The 18,066-nt window shown below is 69.5% G+C and carries 16 protein-coding genes and 1 riboswitch; of the genes, 6 read left to right on the top strand and 10 right to left on the bottom strand.

What is annotated here, in order from left to right; translation table 11 throughout:
- Positions 1 to 47: 47 nt before the first annotated feature.
- A riboswitch (cobalamin riboswitch) is annotated at positions 48 to 176 on the bottom strand.
- A 170-nt stretch (positions 177 to 346) separates the two neighbouring features.
- From mctP to ACZ5VD_RS21415, 5 genes are all read right to left on the bottom strand, one after another.
- Positions 347 to 1,972: a monocarboxylate uptake permease MctP gene (mctP, locus tag ACZ5VD_RS21435; RefSeq protein WP_468550972.1), complete on the bottom strand. Its 1,626-nt coding sequence runs from the start codon at positions 1,970 to 1,972 to the stop codon at positions 347 to 349.
- Positions 1,969 to 2,223: a DUF3311 domain-containing protein gene (locus tag ACZ5VD_RS21430; RefSeq protein WP_468550973.1), complete on the bottom strand. Its 255-nt coding sequence runs from the start codon at positions 2,221 to 2,223 to the stop codon at positions 1,969 to 1,971. Before ACZ5VD_RS21430 ends, mctP begins: the two co-directional genes overlap by 4 nt.
- 139 nt (positions 2,224 to 2,362) lie before the next feature.
- A complete protein-coding gene (locus ACZ5VD_RS21425) occupies positions 2,363 to 2,518 on the bottom strand; it encodes a YbdD/YjiX family protein (RefSeq protein WP_468550974.1) in 156 nt (51 codons plus the stop codon).
- Positions 2,519 to 2,534: 16 nt separating this feature from the next.
- Complete coding sequence (locus ACZ5VD_RS21420; protein WP_468550975.1) at positions 2,535 to 4,673, bottom strand: carbon starvation CstA family protein; 2,139 nt, start codon at positions 4,671 to 4,673, stop codon at positions 2,535 to 2,537.
- Positions 4,674 to 5,179: 506 nt separating this feature from the next.
- Positions 5,180 to 5,944 (bottom strand): GntR family transcriptional regulator, encoded by a 765-nt coding sequence (locus ACZ5VD_RS21415; RefSeq protein ID WP_468550976.1) that lies wholly within the window; start codon positions 5,942 to 5,944, stop codon positions 5,180 to 5,182.
- A gap of 307 nt (positions 5,945 to 6,251) precedes the next feature.
- Between ACZ5VD_RS21415 and ACZ5VD_RS21410 the strand changes: the two genes are divergently transcribed.
- The 4 genes from ACZ5VD_RS21410 (at position 6,252) to ACZ5VD_RS21395 (ending at position 11,032) form a co-directional block, all read left to right on the top strand.
- On the top strand, positions 6,252 to 7,538 hold the full coding sequence (locus ACZ5VD_RS21410; protein ID WP_468550977.1) for an extracellular solute-binding protein: 1,287 nt from the start codon (positions 6,252 to 6,254) through the stop codon (positions 7,536 to 7,538).
- Positions 7,539 to 7,682: 144 nt separating this feature from the next.
- A complete protein-coding gene (locus tag ACZ5VD_RS21405) occupies positions 7,683 to 8,669 on the top strand; it encodes a carbohydrate ABC transporter permease (RefSeq protein ID WP_468550978.1) in 987 nt (328 codons plus the stop codon).
- Positions 8,666 to 9,514, top strand: a complete 849-nt coding sequence (locus ACZ5VD_RS21400) for a carbohydrate ABC transporter permease (RefSeq protein WP_468550979.1) — start codon at positions 8,666 to 8,668, stop codon at positions 9,512 to 9,514. The genes ACZ5VD_RS21405 and ACZ5VD_RS21400 overlap by 4 nt, the downstream gene beginning before the upstream one ends.
- A gap of 6 nt (positions 9,515 to 9,520) precedes the next feature.
- A complete protein-coding gene (locus tag ACZ5VD_RS21395) occupies positions 9,521 to 11,032 on the top strand; it encodes a glycoside hydrolase family 3 protein (RefSeq protein ID WP_468682945.1) in 1,512 nt (503 codons plus the stop codon).
- A 136-nt stretch (positions 11,033 to 11,168) separates the two neighbouring features.
- Here the strand turns inward: ACZ5VD_RS21395 and nagB are convergent, their stop codons facing one another.
- Positions 11,169 to 11,954, bottom strand: a complete 786-nt coding sequence (gene nagB / locus ACZ5VD_RS21390) for a glucosamine-6-phosphate deaminase (RefSeq protein WP_468550981.1) — start codon at positions 11,952 to 11,954, stop codon at positions 11,169 to 11,171.
- A gap of 567 nt (positions 11,955 to 12,521) precedes the next feature.
- On the opposite strand from nagB, the gene ACZ5VD_RS21385 reads away from it, so the two are divergent.
- On the top strand, positions 12,522 to 13,997 hold the full coding sequence (locus ACZ5VD_RS21385; protein WP_468550982.1) for a sensor histidine kinase: 1,476 nt from the start codon (positions 12,522 to 12,524) through the stop codon (positions 13,995 to 13,997).
- Positions 13,998 to 14,202: 205 nt separating this feature from the next.
- On the opposite strand, the gene ACZ5VD_RS21380 is transcribed toward ACZ5VD_RS21385, so the two are convergent.
- Positions 14,203 to 14,460, bottom strand: coding sequence for a WhiB family transcriptional regulator (locus tag ACZ5VD_RS21380; RefSeq protein WP_006142322.1), 258 nt, complete (start codon positions 14,458 to 14,460; stop codon positions 14,203 to 14,205).
- Between the two features lie 320 nt (positions 14,461 to 14,780).
- Positions 14,781 to 15,749, bottom strand: a complete 969-nt coding sequence (locus tag ACZ5VD_RS21375) for a diacylglycerol/lipid kinase family protein (protein WP_468550983.1) — start codon at positions 15,747 to 15,749, stop codon at positions 14,781 to 14,783.
- 114 nt (positions 15,750 to 15,863) lie between these two features.
- On the opposite strand from ACZ5VD_RS21375, the gene ACZ5VD_RS21370 reads away from it, so the two are divergent.
- Positions 15,864 to 16,319 carry a hypothetical protein gene (locus tag ACZ5VD_RS21370; protein ID WP_468550984.1) on the top strand — a complete coding sequence of 152 codons (456 nt, stop codon included), beginning with the start codon at positions 15,864 to 15,866 and terminating at the stop codon, positions 16,317 to 16,319.
- Positions 16,320 to 16,343: 24 nt separating this feature from the next.
- On the opposite strand, the gene ACZ5VD_RS21365 is transcribed toward ACZ5VD_RS21370, so the two are convergent.
- Together ACZ5VD_RS21365 and ACZ5VD_RS21360 are read right to left on the bottom strand one after the other, a co-directional pair.
- Positions 16,344 to 17,507, bottom strand: coding sequence for an RNA polymerase sigma factor SigF (locus ACZ5VD_RS21365; protein WP_468550985.1), 1,164 nt, complete (start codon positions 17,505 to 17,507; stop codon positions 16,344 to 16,346).
- Positions 17,504 to 17,917, bottom strand: a complete 414-nt coding sequence (locus ACZ5VD_RS21360) for an ATP-binding protein (protein WP_019058277.1) — start codon at positions 17,915 to 17,917, stop codon at positions 17,504 to 17,506. Before ACZ5VD_RS21360 ends, ACZ5VD_RS21365 begins: the two co-directional genes overlap by 4 nt.
- Positions 17,918 to 18,066 lie beyond the last annotated feature (149 nt).

The raw sequence follows: 18,066 nt of genomic DNA, 5'->3' as shown, positions 1-18,066 counted from the left end.
CACCGGCCCATTCCGCGAGGCCCGGACGTCATGGCACCCGGGCCTGGTGGCCGGGCGCGCTGTCGGCAGGTCCTCGGACTGACTCCCATACACGCATATGCGCGCATGAGTACACCGTTGCGGGACAGTTCCGGATTCGCACCGGATTCCCCTGCGACGACAGCGAGCACGAGCATACATCTTGTGCCGGGTGGGGACAGCACCCCCATATGTTGTGTCGCGCTGGTTTCAGAGCGTCAACTGGCAGATGAGGAGCGTGATGCCGCCGAGACACGGCACCCAATACCGGGACACACGACCACGGGCCGCCGGATCGCTCCGGCGGCCCGTGGTCGTGGCGTACGGCTCAGTGCGTGGTGCCCGCCGTGGCCGGGGGCAGCTCCACCTCGACGCCGGGGTCGCCGGCGTCCGCCGTGTAGTCCTGCGGGGACGTCTCGTCGATGCCGTCCGGGGCCTTGAGGGCCTTCAGGACGAAGGTGAGGACCACCGTCACCACCAGGTTGAGGACGAACGCCGTCAGGCCGATGTAGCCGATCTCACCGATGCCGGGGATCTCCTTCGACGAGCCGCCGAAGTGCTTCTGCGTCGGCGAGGCGACGCCGTACGCGGCGACCGTGCCGTAGACCATGCCGACCGCCCAGCCCGCCAGCAGGGCCCAGCGGTGGAACCAGCGGGTGAACAGACCGCCGACCAGGGCCGGGAAGGTCTGCAGGATCCAGATGCCGCCGAGGAGCTGGAAGTTGATGGCGACCGTCTTGTCCATGGTGAGGACGAAGGCCAGCGCGCCGACCTTCACCAGGAGCGAGACCAGCTTGGAGACCTTCATCTCCTGCTCGGGCGTCGCGTCCGGCTTGATGAAGTCCTTGTAGATGTTGCGGGTGAAGAGGTTCGCGGCGGCGATCGACATGATCGCCGCCGGCACCAGCGCACCGATGCCGATGGCCGCGAAGGCCACGCCCGCGAACCAGTCCGGGAACATCGTCTCGAACAGCTGCGGGATCGCCAACTGCCCGTTGCTGACCTTGATCCCGGCCGCGATGGCCATGAAGCCCAGCAGCGCCAGCAGACCGAGCATCAGCGAGTACAGCGGCAGGATGGTGGTGTTGCGGCGGATCACCTCACGGCTGCGGCTGGACAGCGTCGCCGTGATCGAGTGCGGGTACATGAAGAGCGCGAGGGCCGAGCCCAACGCCAGTGTGGCGTACGTCCACTGCCCCGCCTCGCCCGGTACCAGCGCACCGCGTGGCGCGCCCGTCGCCGGGTTGGTCTGGCTGTACGCCTCGCCCGCCTTGGCGAAGATCTCGTCGAAGCCGCCCAGCTTGATCGGGATGTAGATGATCGCCACCGCGATGACGATGTAGATCAGCGTGTCCTTCACGAACGCGATCAGCGCGGGCGCACGCAGCCCCGAGGAGTACGTGTACGCGGCCAGCACACCGAAGGCGATCAGCAGCGGGAGGTCCTTGACGAACCAGTTGGTGTCCTCGCCGCCGCCGACGCCCATCACGTCCAGGACGGCCTGGATGCCGACCAGTTGGAGCGCGATGTACGGCATGGTCGCGAGGATGCCGGTGACGGCCACGGCCAGCGACAGGCCCTTCGAGCCGAACCGGCCGCGCACGAAGTCCGAGGTCGTCACATACCCGTGCTTGTGCGAGACCGACCACAGGCGGGGCAGGAACGTGAAGATCAGCGGGTACACCAGGATCGTGTAGGGCACCGCGAAGAAGCCGGCCGCGCCCGCCGCGTAGATCGCCGCCGGTACGGCGACGAAGGTGTACGCCGTGTACAGGTCGCCGCCGAGCAGGAACCAGGTGACCCAGGTGCCGAACGACCGGCCGCCCAGGCCCCATTCGTCCAGGCTCTGCTCGTCGGACCTGCGCCAGCGCGCGGCGAGGAAGCCCATGACCGTGACGGCCACGAAGAAGAAGATGAAGACGGCGAGTGCGACGCCGTTCACGCCGTCCTTCACTGGGACGCACCCCCCTTGCGGGCACGCTGGTCGCGCTGCCACAGCTTGTACGCGATCATCGTCAGTGCCGTGGAGATCAGCACCCACGCCATCTGGTACCAGTAGAAGAACGGGATACCGATGAAGGCCGGATCGGTCTTGGCGTAGGAACCGACCCACAGCATCGCCACGAAGGGTGCGAAGAGGCAGAGGGCGATGACCACGCGGACCGGTGTCACCACCGGTGGTCTCACTTCAGGCGCTTGCGACATTCCGCGACTCCGTCCCCTCACTGATCACCTGTGTAACGCGCAGGCAATCTAGGCGACGCTGTCGGGAAAGCGAAAGACCTCGTCCGTATATCGGTATGTGGCGGTTCTGTGTCCGCCCCGTACGACCGCGGACCGGCCTTCAGCAGCAGCGGAACCCCTGCCGGGGGTCCGCCTCCTGCCGGTCCGTGCGCATCCGCTCGAAGTCGCGCCGGGAGGGCACGGCCGCGTCCGGACGGTCCCGGCGCAGGTGCGCGACATAGCGGTCGTACGCCGACTCGTCGGTCAGCTCCCGCATGTACCAGCGCACTCCTCTACACGCCCGGAGAAGTGCCGACCGCACGGCGTTCCTCCTCCTTCTCCTTCCCGGTCGGGAACAGCCCGGCCGGAGCGACGATCTTCGACTCGACGTAGGGCGCCTCGCTGAGCGTGGAGAGCGCGGGCCGCCGGACGTGCCGGACACAGACCCGGGCCGCGTCCGCGATCACGATGACGATCAGCACCGCCAGGACGGCCGCGAGGACGCCGTCCACCGTGGAGTTGGTGACCACGGTGTGCATGTCGTCCATGGTCTTGGCGGGCGGCAGCACCTCGCCCCGGTCGATCGCGTCCTGGAACACGGACCGTTGCTTGAAGAAGCCGACCTTGGGGTCACCGGAGAACACCTTCTGCCAGCTCGCCGTCAGGGTGACCGTGGCGTCCCAGGCGAGCGGAACCCCGGTGATCCAGGCCCACTTCAGGCGTCCGGACTTCACCAGCAGGGTCGTGCAGACGGCCAGCGCGACCGCCGCGAGCAACTGGTTGGAGATGCCGAAGATCGGGAACAACTGGTTGATGCCGCCGAGGGGTTCGTGGACGCCGACCCACAGGAAGTAGCCCCACAGCCCGCACACCACCGCGCTGGTGACGACCAGGCCGGGCTTCCAGCCGATGTTCCGGAAGGGCCGGTAGACGTTGCCCAGCATGTCCTGGAGCATGAACCGGCCGACCCGGGTGCCGGCGTCCAGCGCGGTCAGGATGAACAGCGCCTCGAACATGATCGCGAAGTGATACCAGAAGGCCTTGAGGCCCCCGCCGGTCACCTCGGAGAAGATCTGCGACACCCCGACGGCGAGCGTGGGCGCGCCGCCGGTGCGGGAGAGCAGGGTCGACTCCTCGACGTCCCGCGCCGCCTGGGCGAGTTCGGCGGGCGTGATGGAGTATCCCCAACCGGTCACCACCTGCGAGGCGTTCTCGACGGTGGTGCCGATCACGCCCGCGGGGGCGTTCATCGCGAAGTACAGGCCCGGGTCGATGATGCTCGCCGCGATCAGCGCCATCACCGCGACCGACGACTCCATCAGCATGGAGCCGTAGCCGATCATGCGGACCTGCGTCTCCTTCTGGATCATCTTCGGTGTCGTACCCGAGGAGATCAGCGCGTGGAAGCCGGAGAGCGCGCCGCAGGCGATGGTGATGAAGACGAACGGGAAGAGCGAGCCCGCGAAGACCGGGCCGTCGCCGCGGGAGGCGAAGTCGGTCACCGGGTCCATCCTCAGCGTCGGCAGCGCGATGACGACACCGAGCGCGAGCAGGATGATCGTGCCGATCTTCATGAAGGTGGAGAGGTAGTCGCGGGGCGCGAGCAGCATCCACACCGGCAGGATCGAGGCGACGAAGCCGTACGCCACCAGCCAGATGACGAGGGTGGAGGGCGCGAGCGTGAAGGTGTCCGCCCAGGACGACTCGGCGACCCAGCGGCCCGAGACCAGCGCGAGCAGCAGCAGTCCGACGCCGATCAGTGAGACCTCGGTGACCCGGCCGGGCCGCAGGATCCGCAGGTAGAAGCCCATCAGCAGGGCGATCGGGACGGTCATCGCGATGGAGAAGGTGCCCCAGGGCGAGGCGGCCAGCGCGTTCACGATGACCAGGGCCAGCACCCCGAGCAGGATGATCATGATGGCGAACGCGGCGAGCAGTGCCGCCGCCCCGCCGAACGGGCCGATCTCCTCCCGGGCCATCTGCCCGAGCGACTTGCCGTTGCGCCGGGTGGAGAAGAACAGCACCACCATGTCCTGGACCGCGCCCGCGAAGATCACGCCGACGATGATCCAGATCGTGCCCGGCAGATACCCCATCTGCGCGGCCAGCACGGGCCCGACCAGCGGTCCGGCACCTGCTATCGCCGCGAAGTGGTGGCCCAGCAGGACCCGGCGGTCGGTGGGGTGGAAGTCGATGCCGTTGTTCAGGCGCTCGGCGGGGGTCGCCCGGGTGTGGTCGACCTTGAGCACCTTGCGGGCGATGAACTTCGAGTAGAAGCGATAGGCGAGGGCGTACGAGCCGAGAGCCGCCGCCACCATCCAGACGGCCGAGACCTCCTCGCCCCGGGCGAGCGCGAGGACCGACCAGCCGGCGGCTCCGATCAGTGCGACGAGGGTCCAGATGACGATGGTTCGGGCATTCGCTGTGCGCACCGGGTCGTCCTCCCGTCCATGCGATGACGGGAGGACCGTAGGGCAGGAAGAGCGGTTGCGCTACACCGCGTGCAGTACTCGCACGGACGGGTGCCGGGCCCTGAAGACCCCACCCCCGGCCGACCTGCGCGTGCCACCCGGGCCCGTCACTCGACGGGCCGTTTCAGTCGTGCCACGCGGTGTGGTCCCGGGGCCGACTCCCGGGTTCCCGGTCGGCCTGGGGCGTGGCCGGGCCTGCTGCTCGACGGCCGCTTCGGTCGCGCCGCGCGGTGTGGTCCCGGGGCAACCCCGGACGCCTGGCCGACTGTGGGCGTGGCCCGGCCCGCTACCCGACGGGCCGTCTCGCTCGTGCCACGCGGTGTGGTCCCGGGGGCAACTCCCGGACGCTCGGTCGGCCTTGGGCGTGGCCGGGCCTGCTGCTCGACGGCCGTTTCAGTCGTGCCGCGCGGTGTTGGTCTGGGGGCAACTCCCGTGCCCCCGCCGAGTGTGGGCGTGGCCCGGGCCCGTTATTCGACGGGTCGCTTCAAGCGTGCCACGAACTTGTAGCGGTCGCCGCGGTACACGGACCGTACCCATTCCACCGGTTCGCCCTGGCGGTCCAGGGAGTGGCGGGACAGCATCAGCATCGGCAGGCCCACGTCGGTGCCGAGCAGGCCGGCCTCGCGCGGGGTGGCCAGGGAGGTCTCGATGGTCTCCTCGGCCTCGGCGAGATGGACGTCGTACACCTCGGCGAGCGCGGTGTAGAGGGACGTGTACTTGGCGAGTGACCTGCGCAGTGCCGGGAAGCGCTTGGCGCTGAGGTGGGTGGTCTCGATGGCCATCGGTTCGCCGTTGGCCATGCGCAGGCGCTCGATGCGCAGCACCCGTCCGCCGGCCGTGATGTCGAGGAGCCCGGCGAGGCGGTCGTCGGCGGTGATGTAGCCGATGTCCAGGAGCTGGGAGGTCGGTTCGAGGCCCTGGGCGCGCATGTCCTCGGTGTACGAGGTGAGTTGGAGCGCCTGCGAGACCTTCGGCTTGGCGACGAACGTGCCCTTGCCCTGGATGCGCTCCAGGCGGCCCTCGACGACCAGCTCCTGGAGGGCCTGGCGGACGGTGGTGCGCGAGGTGTCGAACTCGGCGGCCAGCGTCCGCTCGGGCGGCACGGGGGTGCCCGGCGACTGGGTCTCCGTCATGTCGAGGAGGTGCTTCTTCAGGCGGTAGTACTTGGGCACGCGCGCGGTACGGACGGTCGCCCCACCCTCGTTCTCCGCACTGCTGACCTCGGTGCTCATGTTCTGCCTTCCCGGCTCCGGATGCGGCTCACCACGTGATCCCCTCTGTATACCGCCGCGACCTCTTTTGGTCTAGTCCACAGAGGTGGGTGGTCTAGCGGACGAGAGTACTCCGGAGCCGGTGTTTTCGCTGGCTTCTTACTTAAAGGTTCCTGCATATGTAGGTCGCATAACAGCTGGTCGGAGGCGTTTCGACCGCTCTTGACAGGCGTCATGGTCTGGTCCAAGCTCCCGGTACTGGTCTACACCATTGGTCCAGTCCCGGCCCCGTGGAAGGTATCGGGGGGGCATCCCTGAGGAGGGTGGCGTGAAGCGCAAGCTGATAGCGGCGATCGGTATCGCGGGCATGATGGTCTCCATCGCGGCGTGCGGGGACGACGGTGGCAGCGGGGGCTCGGGCAAGAGCGGGGCGGACACCAAGGAGCTGACGGTCTGGCTCACCGTCGACGCCCAGAACAACTGGCCGCAGCTGGTCAAGGCCGCCGACGCGGCGGTCACCAAGGCGCACCCCGGCATCAAGATCACCCACGAGTACTACGGCTGGCCGGACAAGAACACCAAGCTCGACGCGGTCCTCGCCACCGACAAGGCCCCCGACGTGGTCGAGATGGGCAACACCGAGATGCTGGGCTACATGGTCAAGGGCGCCTTCGCTCCCCTCGACGCGGCGAAGTTCGACAACTCCTCCGCCTGGCTGGACGGCCTCAAGGCCTCGGTGACGTACGAGGGCAAGACGTACGGCGTCCCCTACTACGCCGGCGGCCGGGTCGCCAACTGGCGCAAGGACCTCTTCGCCTCGGCCGGCGTCAAGTCCACCCCGAAGACGTACGACGAGCTCACCGCCGCCCTGGACAAGGTCCAGGAGAAGGAGGGCGACAAGTTCAGCGCCTGGTACCAGCCCACGCGTGACTGGTACGCGGCCATGTCCTTCGTCTACGACGCCGGCGGCTCCATCGCCGTCGAGTCGGGTGGCCGGTGGAAGGGCAACCTCTCCTCGCCCGAGTCCGTCGAGGGACTGAAGGCGTTCAAGAACGTCGTCGACACGTACATGCACGGCGACAAGACCAAGGACGAGTCCGACCGGTACATCGTCTACGGCCAGGGCAAGTCCGGCATGATCTTCGCCCCCGCCTGGGAGGGCGCGACCGCCGCCGCGAAGGAGAACGACAAGACCGGCAAGCTGGAAGGCAACGTCGAGAACTTCGTGATGCCCGGCCCGTCCGGCAAGAACCTCCCCGTCTTCCTCGGCGGCAGCGACCTCGCCGTCCCGGTGAAGTCGGACGCGCAGGCCGTGGCCGCCGAGTGGATCAACGCCTTCACCGGCTCCTCCGGCCAGAAGGGCCTGATCGCCAAGGGCAACCTGCCCAACAACAAGACCGACCTCGCCACGCTGAAGAACGACCCGGCGACGGCGGTCCCGGCCACCGCGGCCGAGTCCAACTGGTTCGTCCCGATGGCGCCGGGCTGGGGCCAGGTCGAGAAGGCCCAGGTCCTGCAGACCATGCTGCAGTCCATCGGCACCGGCAAGAAGTCGGTCGAGGACGCCGCGAAGGACGCGGACGCCGCGATCGACAAGGTCATCAACACCAAGTGACCACCGGCGGGGCCCCGTCGACAGCGACGGGGCCCCGCCTCTCGTACGACCCCCGCCCGTGCGGGGCGCGGCCGGCGTACGACCTGCCCCGGCGGGGCGTACGAGGGCTTCGGACGACCTGAGGGACCGCTGAGGAGCGCACGGATGAGTGCCGACACGACCACCCCCGCCAAGGTGCCGCCGCCGCGGCAGGCACCGCCACCGCCGACCCCGGCGAGGAAGCCACCCAGAGCGCGGACCTCCGGCGGAGCGGGCACCCCCTGGCTCCTGCTCGCGCCCTGCCTGCTGGTCCTCGCCCTGGTCATGGGCTATCCGCTGGTCCGCCTGGTCACCCTCTCCTTCCAGAAGTTCGGGCAGTCCCAGCTGTGGGGCTTCCAGCCGGCCGAGTCGGTCGGCTTCGCCAACTTCACGGGGGTGCTCGGCGACAGCGAGTTCTGGGCGGTCGTGGTCCGCACCGTCGTCTTCGCGGCCGGCTGCGTGATCCTCACGATGGTCTCCGGCATGCTGATCGCCCTGCTGCTCCAGCGGGTCTCCGGTTGGGTGAAGACCCTCATCAACATCGCCCTGGTGGCCAGTTGGGGCATGCCGATCATCGTCGCCACCACGGTCTTCAAGTGGCTGTTCGACGCGGACTACGGCATCCTCAACGCGCTCCTCAGCAAGCTCCCCGGCGTGGAGATGATCGGCCACAACTGGTTCGCCAGTGGACCGCAGGGCCTGGCCGTGATCATGCTCCTGGTGGTCTGGGGGGCCGTGCCCTTCGTCGTGATCACGCTGAGCGCCGGTCTCACCCAGGTCCCCAAGGAACTGGAGGAGGCGGCCCGCCTCGACGGCGCCGGCGCCTGGGGCGTCTTCCGGTACGTCACCCTGCCCATCCTCAAGCCGATCATCGTGATGCTCACGACCCTGTCGGTCATCTGGGACATGGGCGTCTTCCCGCAGGTCTTCGTGATGCGCAACGGCCATCCCGAGGCCGAGTTCCAGATCCTGACCACCTACTCGTACGACCGCGCCTTCGTCGTCAACGACTACGCCCAGGGCTCGGCCATCGCCCTGCTCACCGTGCTGTTGCTGCTCGGCGTGGTCGCCGTCTACATGCGGCAGATGCTGAAGATCGGAGAGGTCGAATGAGCGCCATCGCCACGGGCGGCCGGCGTCCGGGGAGGTCCCGGCTCGGCTGGAACCTCCTGGGCCTGCTCGTCTTCGTCACCGCGGGCTTCCCCGTCTACTGGATGCTCAACACCGCGTTCAAGCCGGCCAAGGACGCCATCGACCCGGACCCGAGTCTGCTGCCCACCGGCGTCACCTTCTCCAACTTCGGCCGGGCACTGGACATCGCCGACTTCTGGGGCCCGGTCGGCCGCAGCCTCGTCGTGTCCCTCGCGGTGGTCGTGATCGGCATGGCCGTCGGCATGCTGGCCGCGCTCGCCATCTCCCGGTTCGCCTTCCGCGGCCGCAAGATCGTGATCGTGGGCATCCTCGCCGTGCAGATGGTCCCGCTGGTCGCGATGATCATCCCGGTGTTCCTGCTCCTCAACGACCTGGGCCAGTACGACCGGCTGACCGGCCTGATCATCACCTACCTGACCTTCGTCCTCCCCTTCACGGTGTGGACGCTGCGCGGCTTCATCGTCAACATCCCGAAGGAACTGGAGGAGGCGGCCATGGTCGACGGCTGCTCCCGCACCGGCGCCTTCGTCCGGGTCGTCTTCCCGCTGCTGGCCCCCGGCATGGTCGCCACCTCGGTCTACGCCTTCATCCAGGCCTGGAACGAGTACCTGTACGCCCTCATGCTGCTCAGCCAGAAGAACCAGACCGCGACCGTCTGGCTCGGCAACTTCACCACCAAACACGGCACCGAATACGCCCCGATGATGGCCGGATCCACCATGATGGCCGTGCCGATCGTCGTCCTCTTCCTCCTCGTCCAGCGCAAGATGGCCGCGGGTCTGACCGCGGGCGCCGTGAAGGGATAACGCCCGATGACGACAACCGCCGGTGGAACATCCGTGTCCCCTCCTGAGAAGGCCGACCTGACGCGCGACGCGCTCACCGTCCTCCAGCCCGGTTTCCCGGGCACCTCCGCCCCCGACTGGCTGCTGCGCCGCCTCGGCGAGGGCCTCGCCTCGGTCGGCCTGTTCGGCCGCAACATCGCCTCACCCGAGCAACTCTCGTCCCTGACCGCACAGTTGCGCGCCGAACGCGACGACGTGCTGGTCGCGATCGACGAAGAGGGCGGCGACGTCACCCGCCTGGAGAACCGCACCGGCTCCTCCTTCCCCGGCAACCACGCGCTGGGCGCGGTGGACGATGTCTCGCTCACCCGGGAGGTCGCCGCGGAACTCGGCCGCCGGCTCGCCGCCTGCGGCGTCGACTTCAACTGGGCCCCGTCGGCCGACGTGAACTCCAACCCCTCCAACCCGGTGATCGGCGTACGGTCCTTCGGCGCCGACCCCGGACTGGTCGCCCGGCACACGGCGGCCTATGTCACCGGCCTCCAGTCGGCCGGGGTCGCCGCCTGCACCAAGCACTTCCCGGGCCATGGCGACACCGCGGTCGACTCCCACCACGCGCTGCCCCGCATCGACGTGGACGAAGCGGCACTCCACGAGCGCGAACTCGCCCCGTTCCGCGCGGCGATCGCCGCCGGCTCCCGGGCGATCATGACCGCCCACATCCTGGTCCCGGCCCTGGACCGGGACCACCCCGCCACCCTGTCCCGCCGGATCCTCACCGACCTGCTGCGCGGCGAACTCGGCTACGAGGGCCTGATCGTCACCGACGGCATGGAGATGCGGGCCATCGCCGGCACCTACGGCATCGAACGCGGCAGCGTCCTGGCCCTCGCCGCCGGCGCCGACGCGATCTGCGTGGGCGGCGGCCTGGCCGACGACGACACCGTGTGCCGCCTGCGCGACGCCCTCGTCACCGCGGTACGCGTCGGCGAGCTCCCCGAGGAACGGCTCGCGGAGGCGGCGGAACGGGTGCGCGGGCTGGCGCGCTGGACCGGGGCGGCATCGGGGGCGGCGCCGACCGCGGCTGCCGGGACGGACGATGTCGGCCTGCGCGCGGCCCGGCGCGCCCTGCGGCTCACCGGCGCCGAGGACTTCACCCCGCTCACCGCGCCGCCGTACGTCGCCGCCCTCACCCCCGTCGCCAACATCGCCGTCGGCGACGAGACCCCGTGGGGCCTGGCCGCGGAACTGTCCCGGCTGCTCCCCGGCACGGAGACCGGCAGCTACGAGGGGGAGGGGGCGGGGACCTCGGCCCTGGCGGCGGCCGGCCCGCGCCGCGTCGTGGCCGTCGTCCGCGACGAACACCGTCACCCCTGGATGGCCGCCGCCCTCGACGCCCTGCTCATGGCCCGCCCCGACACGATCGTCGTCGAGATGGGCCTCCCGCAGGCGCCGCCCCGAGGCGCCCTCCACATCGCCACCCACGGAGCGGCCCGCGTCTGCGGACGCGCGGCGGCGGAGATCATCGCGGGAAGGTAGCCGTTACGACAGGACAGGCGCCGGCCCCTTCCAAGGGGCCGGCGCCTGTCCTGTCGTAACGGCGAGGGGAAGTGCGCGACGAGCCACGGACGGACCGCACTCCGCGAGGGACCGGACCCGGCAGCCGGGACCGCCCCTAGATCCCCTGCCAGTCAGGCTTGTTGTCATACGTGTACCGGAAGTAGTCCGCCAACTTGAGCTTCGACGCCGCCCCCTCGTCGACCACGACCGTCGTGTGCAGATGGAGCTGGAGCGCCGAGGCGGGGCACACCGCGGCCACCGCCCCCTCCACGGTCGCGGCGACCGCGTCCGCCTTGCCCTCACCCGTCGCGAGCAGCACCACGTGCCGGGCCTCCAGGATCGTCCCGATGCCCTGCGTGATGACGTGGTGCGGCACCTGCTCGATGTCACCGTCGAAGAAGCGCGCGTTGTCGATCCGGGTCTGCTCGGTCAGGGTCTTGATCCGGGTCCGCGAGGCCAGCGACGAGCACGGCTCGTTGAACCCGATGTGCCCGTCGGTCCCGATGCCCAGCAACTGGAGGTCGACCCCGCCGGCCTCGGCCAGCGCCCTGTCGTACGCCTCGCACGCCCCCGGCACGTCCGCCGCCGTGCCGTCCGGCCCCATGAACGCGTCCATCCCGACCCCGAGCGGCTCCAGCACCTCGCGCCGGAGCACCGAGCGGTACGACTCCGGGTGGTCGGCGGGCAGCCCCACGTACTCGTCGAGCTGCGCGATCCGCGCCCGCGAGGCGTCCACGGCACCGGCCCGCACCTTCGCCGCCAGTGCCTCGTAGACGGGCAGCGGCGTCGAGCCGGTGGCCACGCCGAGCAGGGCGCCGGGCTTGCGCCCGAGCAGTCGGGCCATGGCCTCGGCGATGAGCTCGCCGCCCGACCTGGCGTCCGGAACGATGACAACTTCCACGCTGGGCCTGCCGTTCTGAAGGGAGAAACTCGACTCCGAGGAGGGGGACTCGACCGTGACCCACAGGGGCCTGTGTGGTTTAGACCAATCTAACAGAGGCCGGTCCGACGGCCCAGGCTCGCAGAGCCCGCGCGGGTGCGGGTGACGGGTACCCGGCGATGGAGGAAATTGTCGTGGCCAACTGCCCTCGCACATGAACCCACACCGGTTAGGCTGCGTGATGGTTGCCAGGACGGCCTGGTAGTCCCAACAACAAACAGGCTTCAACGCATGGACACACGTAGTGGTCTAGTCCACAATGTGTCGGGACAAGTGAAAAGCACACACTTCCGCCTTCCCCGCACAGGAGGGCGGACCGAGGATCCGAGGCTCTCTGCCCTGACTGCCCCGGCTCCTCATCCTTCGGCCGACCGGGACCGCACACCCCGCGGCCGATGTTGCTCCGGGCTGCGGTGCCGAGAGGGTTGAGGGTCCCTCTCAGGCGCCGCGGCCCGCGGGTGTTCCCGGGCCCGTTCCGCCCCCTGGTGGCTTTTAGGCCCCGCACATACCCCCAGGTACGCTCGCACCGTGCCCTCCATGAACGAACTCGTACGCCAGCACACGGCCCTCGACGACTCCGACCTCGAGTGGCTCCACCTGCTGGTCTCGGAGTGGCAGCTGCTCTCCGACCTCTCCTTCGCCGACCTCGTGCTGTGGGTCCCCACCCGCGACGGCACCCGCTATGTCTCCGTCGCCCAGATGCGGCCCAACACCGGCCCCACCTCGTACCAGGACGACATGGTCGGCCACCTCGTCCCGCGCGGCCGCCGCCCCCTGCTGGACGCCGCCCTCGACGAGGGCCGGATCGTCCGCGAGGGAGACCCGGAGTGGCGCGAGGAGGTCCCGGTCCGGGTGGAGTCCATTCCGGTACGGCGGGAGGGGCGCGTCCTCGGTGTCATCGCCCGCAACACCAACCTCCTCACCGTGCGCACCCCGAGCCGGCTGGAGCTGACGTACCTCCAGAGCGCCTCGGACCTCGCGCAGATGATCGCGGCCGGATCCTTCCCGTTCGCGAACCAGCAGGTCGACATGGACGCCTCGCCCCGGGTCGGCGACGGTCTGATCCGCGTCGACGCGGACGGTGTCGTCCAGTACGCCTCGCCCAACGCCCTGTCCGCCTACCACCGGATGGGCCTCGCCGCCGACCTCGTCGGCCAGCACCTGGGCATCACCACCGCCGAACTTGCCCCGACCCACGGTCCGGTGGACGAGGCGCTGGCCAAGGTGGCCAGCGGGTGGGCGCCGCGCGAGTTCGAGATCGAGGCGGCCGACGGAGTGATCCAGTTCCGCGCGATCCCGCTCAAACCCAAGGGCACCCGGATCGGTTCGCTGGTCCTGCTCCGTGACGTCACGGAACTGCGCCGCCGCGAGCGCGAGTTGATCACCAAGGACGCGACGATCCGGGAGATCCACCACCGCGTCAAGAACAACCTCCAGACGGTGGCGGCGCTGCTCAGGCTCCAGGCCCGGCGCATCGAGTCCGACCGTGGCCGCGAGGCACTCGAAGAGGCGGTACGGCGGGTCGGGTCGATCGCGATCGTGCACGAGACGCTGTCCCAGAACCTGGACGAGCGCGTGGAGTTCGACGAGATCGCCGACCGTGTCCTCGCGATGGTCGCCGAGATCTCGCCGGGCAAGGTCACCGGCCGGCGCACCGGACGCTTCGGCATCCTGGACGCGGAGGTCGCCACACCGCTGTCCATGGTGCTGACCGAGATCCTCCAGAACGCCCTGGAACACGGCTTCCGCGAGGGCGACACCGGCACGGTCGAGGTCTCCGCGGTCCGCGGCGGCACCAGCAAGGAGGCCCGCCTCCTCGTCACCGTCCAGGACGACGGCGTCGGCCTCCCCGAGGGCTTCGACCCGCACACCGCGGGCAACCTCGGCCTGCAGATCGTACGGACCCTCGTGGAGGGCGAGTTGGGCGGCACGTTCGACATGGTCCCGGCGCCGGAGCGGGGCACCCAGGTGATCCTGGACCTGCCGGTGCGGGCGAACAAGTAACGGCCGTACGCGAGCAGGGCCGTGTGCGAGGCGGTGCGGCCCGGTGCACAGCAAAGAGCCCCGGACCTGTTCCAGGTCCGGGGCTCCGTATGCTCGTTGCCAGCGTTTGCTGCGCATCGTGGGGTACTGCGCGCTGCGGCTCGGGGGCGGGAGATGCGTACTCGCTGTACGCGCCGCCAAGCCAGGCTGTCGCGGGGCGGGTGTGTCAGGCAGAAGCCTGACGGGCCCGGTTGCGGGCGGCGCGGCGCTTCATGGCGCGGCGCTCGTCCTCGCTGAGACCACCCCAGACGCCGGAGTCCTGGCCGGACTCAAGCGCCCACTGCAGGCACTGGTCCATAACGGGACAGCGACGGCAGACGGCCTTGGCTTCCTCGATCTGCAGCAGCGCAGGACCGGTGTTGCCGATGGGGAAGAAGAGCTCGGGGTCTTCCTCGCGGCAAACGGCGTTGTGACGCCAGTCCATGGCTGCTACCTCTCCTTGGTATTACGTGCGGGTTGCTTGTGAATGTGAACGCTTTCACGAATCCCTCAACAAGTGAAGGGCCGACTACCAGGTTTCCCTGACGTGGTCCTGTGGATTGAAGAGGGGTTCCGGTGATCCGTTGCGGCCGGTGTTGCGGGCCGTCTCGATCGCCACGTAGAGACTCGCAAACCTCAGCGGCGGATACAACCCCTACTGGAAAGTTTTTTTTGATTCCTCGGTGTCGACTAGGTCACAGCCGTACTTCCATGGGGTGGACCCTGGCCTAAACGTTCGAGTGAAAGGACTTCAGCCCTTTCTGCTCACACAATCACACGCAGTGCACGGCGAACGCCTGTGAACGTCACGCTCGTACGCAGTCCGAGGTGGTCGCCGTCCATCTGGAGGGGGAGTGGCACCTTCGAATGCAAGGTGAACTGGTCCAGGTCGTGCAGGGAGACCGCGTGCTTTCCGTGCGGTCCGCGTTCGGGGGACGAAGTGAGCAACTGGGTGCCATACCGGGCGACCGCGGGCGTCGTCATTCGACTGAGGCCGAGTACGTCGAGGCCTTTATCGAACGAGGCCTTAGGCGACGCGTACATCGGGTGATTACCCAGGAAGGTCCACGGAGAGGTGTTCGAGACTATGGAAAGCACCAGATCGGTCACCGGTTCCGTGTCCGGCCGTTCCAGTGTGATCGTTCCGTGCCGCCGGTGCGCCTCGCCGAAGAACTGGCGCATCGCCTGGCGCACATAGAGCGCGTGGGTGGACTTCCGGCCGCGTTCGCGCTGTTGCTCGACCCGCCCGACCACCCCGGCGTCGAAGCCGAGACCCGCGTTGAAGGTGAACCAACGTGAGGGCACGGCCTCGTCGTCCGAGCCGGGGGTGCCCGAGGTCAGCCCCAGGCCGACCGTACGCTCACGGCCCTCGCGCAGGGCGTCCAGCAGGGCGCCGGTGGCCTCCACCGCGTCGTTGGGCAGCCCCAGGGCGCGTGCGAAGACGTTGGTCGAGCCGCCGGGGACCACCGCGAGGCCGGGCAGGCGCTCCGGGTCGGGGCCGTTGTGCAGGAGGCCGTTGACCACCTCGTTGACCGTGCCGTCGCCGCCCAGGGCCACGACCAGGTCGACGTCCGAGCTCTCCGCGGCCTGCCGGCCCAGGTCGCGTGCGTGGCCGCGGTACTCGGTGGTGACCGCTTCCAGTTTCATCTCGCTCGCGAGGGCGTGGATCAGGACATCGCGCGTACGTGCGCTTGTGGTGGTTGCCGCCGGATTGACCACGAGAAGTGCACGCATGGGTTGCAGCGTACCTACTGGGTGGTACCGGGCACAGGGGAGATAGGGATCAGGTAAGACTTCCGGGCGTGAACCTCGCCACGGCGGATGCGGGCCGAGGGCTACCCTTCAGGGGTGAGCGCTGAGCAGAACCCCACCCCCGAAGCCGCGGAAGCCGCCCCCGAGGAGGGGCCCCGCCCCGGCCGGCTGACCGCCGCGGCGGCGCTGGCCGCGCTGGAGGGCCTCGCCCTGGCCGCCGGCGGCGTCTGGATGCTGGTGGAGGGGTTCGCGGGCGACCCGGACGACCGTCGGTCGGCCGCCACCGGGGGCATCACCCTGATCGTGCTCGCCCTGCTGCCGCTGCTCGCCGCGCGCGGGCTGCTCGCCCGGCGCAGCTGGAGCCGGGGGCCGGCCGTGATCACACAGATCATGGCGCTGCCGGTGGCCTACAACCTGCTGCGGGCCGACAGTGTGGCGATCCCGGCGGGGATCGCGCTCGCGGTCGTCGCGCTGGCCGCGCTGGTCCTGCTCGTCAACGCGGAGACGACCCGGGCCCTCGGGATCCGGGGGCCCGGCAACGCCCGGGAGTAGGAGCCGAGGCGGAAGCCGCCGGCGTTACTCCTCCACCAACAGCTTCTCGCGCAGTTGCGCGAGTGTCCGGGCCAGCAGCCGGGACACGTGCATCTGCGAGATGCCGACCTCCTGCGCGATCTGCGACTGGGTCATGTTGCCGAAGAACCTCAGCAGCAGGATCCGCTTCTCGCGCGGCGGCAGGTCCTCCAGGAGCGGCTTGAGGGACTCCCGGTACTCGACGCCCTCCAGCGCCTCGTCCTCGGAGCCCAGGGTGTCCGCGACCGCCGGGGACTCGTCGTCGGTGTCGGGGACGTCCAGGGACAGCGTGGAGTACGCGTTGGCGGACTCCAGGCCCTCCAGGACCTCCTCCTCCGAGATGCCCAGCTTCTCGGCCAGCTCGTGGACGGTGGGGGAGCGGCCGTGCAGCTGCGAGAGCTCCGCGGTCGCCGTGGTCAGGGAGAGCCGCAGTTCCTGGAGCCTGCGCGGGACACGGACCGCCCAGCCCTTGTCGCGGAAGTGCCGCTTGATCTCGCCGACGACCGTCGGGGTCGCGTACGTCGAGAACTCGACCCCGCGCTCCGGGTCGAACCGGTCGACCGACTTGATGAGGCCGATCGTGGCGACCTGGGTGAGGTCGTCCAGCGGCTCGCCGCGGTTGCGGAAGCGGCGCGCGAGGTGCTCGACGAGCGGCAGATGCATCCGGACCAGCTGGTTGCGCAGCTCCGCGTACTCCGGGCTGCCGTCCTTCAGGGCGCGCAGCTCCACGAACATGGCACGCGCCCCGCTGCGGTCCTGCGGGTTGTGGTGAGGCGCGCGTGCCGCCTGCACCGCCTGTGCGGCCGGTGCCGCCTGCGCGGGCTGCACCGCCTGTTCCGGCTGCGCGGCCATCTCGTCGTCTCGCTCGTGCTCGCTCATCGTCCCGCCCGTAGCCCTTCCCCGAGCCCTCGCCTGCGCTCGGACAGGGGACACCCCGATCCGCCCGTCCAGAGGCGCGCTCTGTACGGCATCCTCCCGATCACGCCGCCCGTCGTCCGGGAAGCCCGGCTCCGAGGAGTCGTCCTCCGGGTGTGGGCGGGCCTGCTCGGGGATGCCGTCGATGCCGTCCGCCATGCGGCGGGAGGTGCTCGGGCCGCCCATGTCGTCGGCGGCCGGCAGCTCCCGTGTGCCGCGCTCTTCGTCCCGCACCGGCCCGTCCCCGTCCCTCACGCCGGCCCGGGTCCCGCGCCGCGCTGTTTGTAGAGGCTGATCGAAACGGTCTTGTCCTCGTCGACGGCCGACGAGACCTTGCCCGCGAGGGCCGACAGCACGGTCCACGCGAAGGTGTCCCGGGCCGGGGCGTGACCGTCCGTGGTCGGCGCCGAGACGGTGACCTCCAATGAGTCGTCGACCAAGCGGAAGACGCAACTGAGGACGGAGCCGGGCACGGCCTGCTGAAGCAGGATCGCGCAGGCCTCGTCCACCGCGATGCGCAGATCCTCGATCTCGTCGAGGGTGAAGTCCAAACGGGCCGCGAGACCGGCCGTGGCCGTACGCAGCACCGACAGGTAGGCACCCGCAGCCGGCAGCCGGACTTCCACGAAGTCCTGGGTCGCGGGCTCGCCTGCGATCTGGGACACCCTCACCTCCAAGGTGGTACAAGCATGTCGGGGCCGAGGGTCGCCCCCCGGGGTAACGCGATACGTGGTTCAGCGGTGACGCTACCGCGCTCTCAACTTTCCTGTCCCCGGGACCCCAACCCCTTGCTGTCACTCATAGTAAACATGTG

Source organism: Streptomyces sp. NPDC032822, from assembly GCF_055578825.1.
Note: the sequence above shows the minus strand (reverse complement) of the source record. Positions and strands in the feature narration are given on the sequence as shown.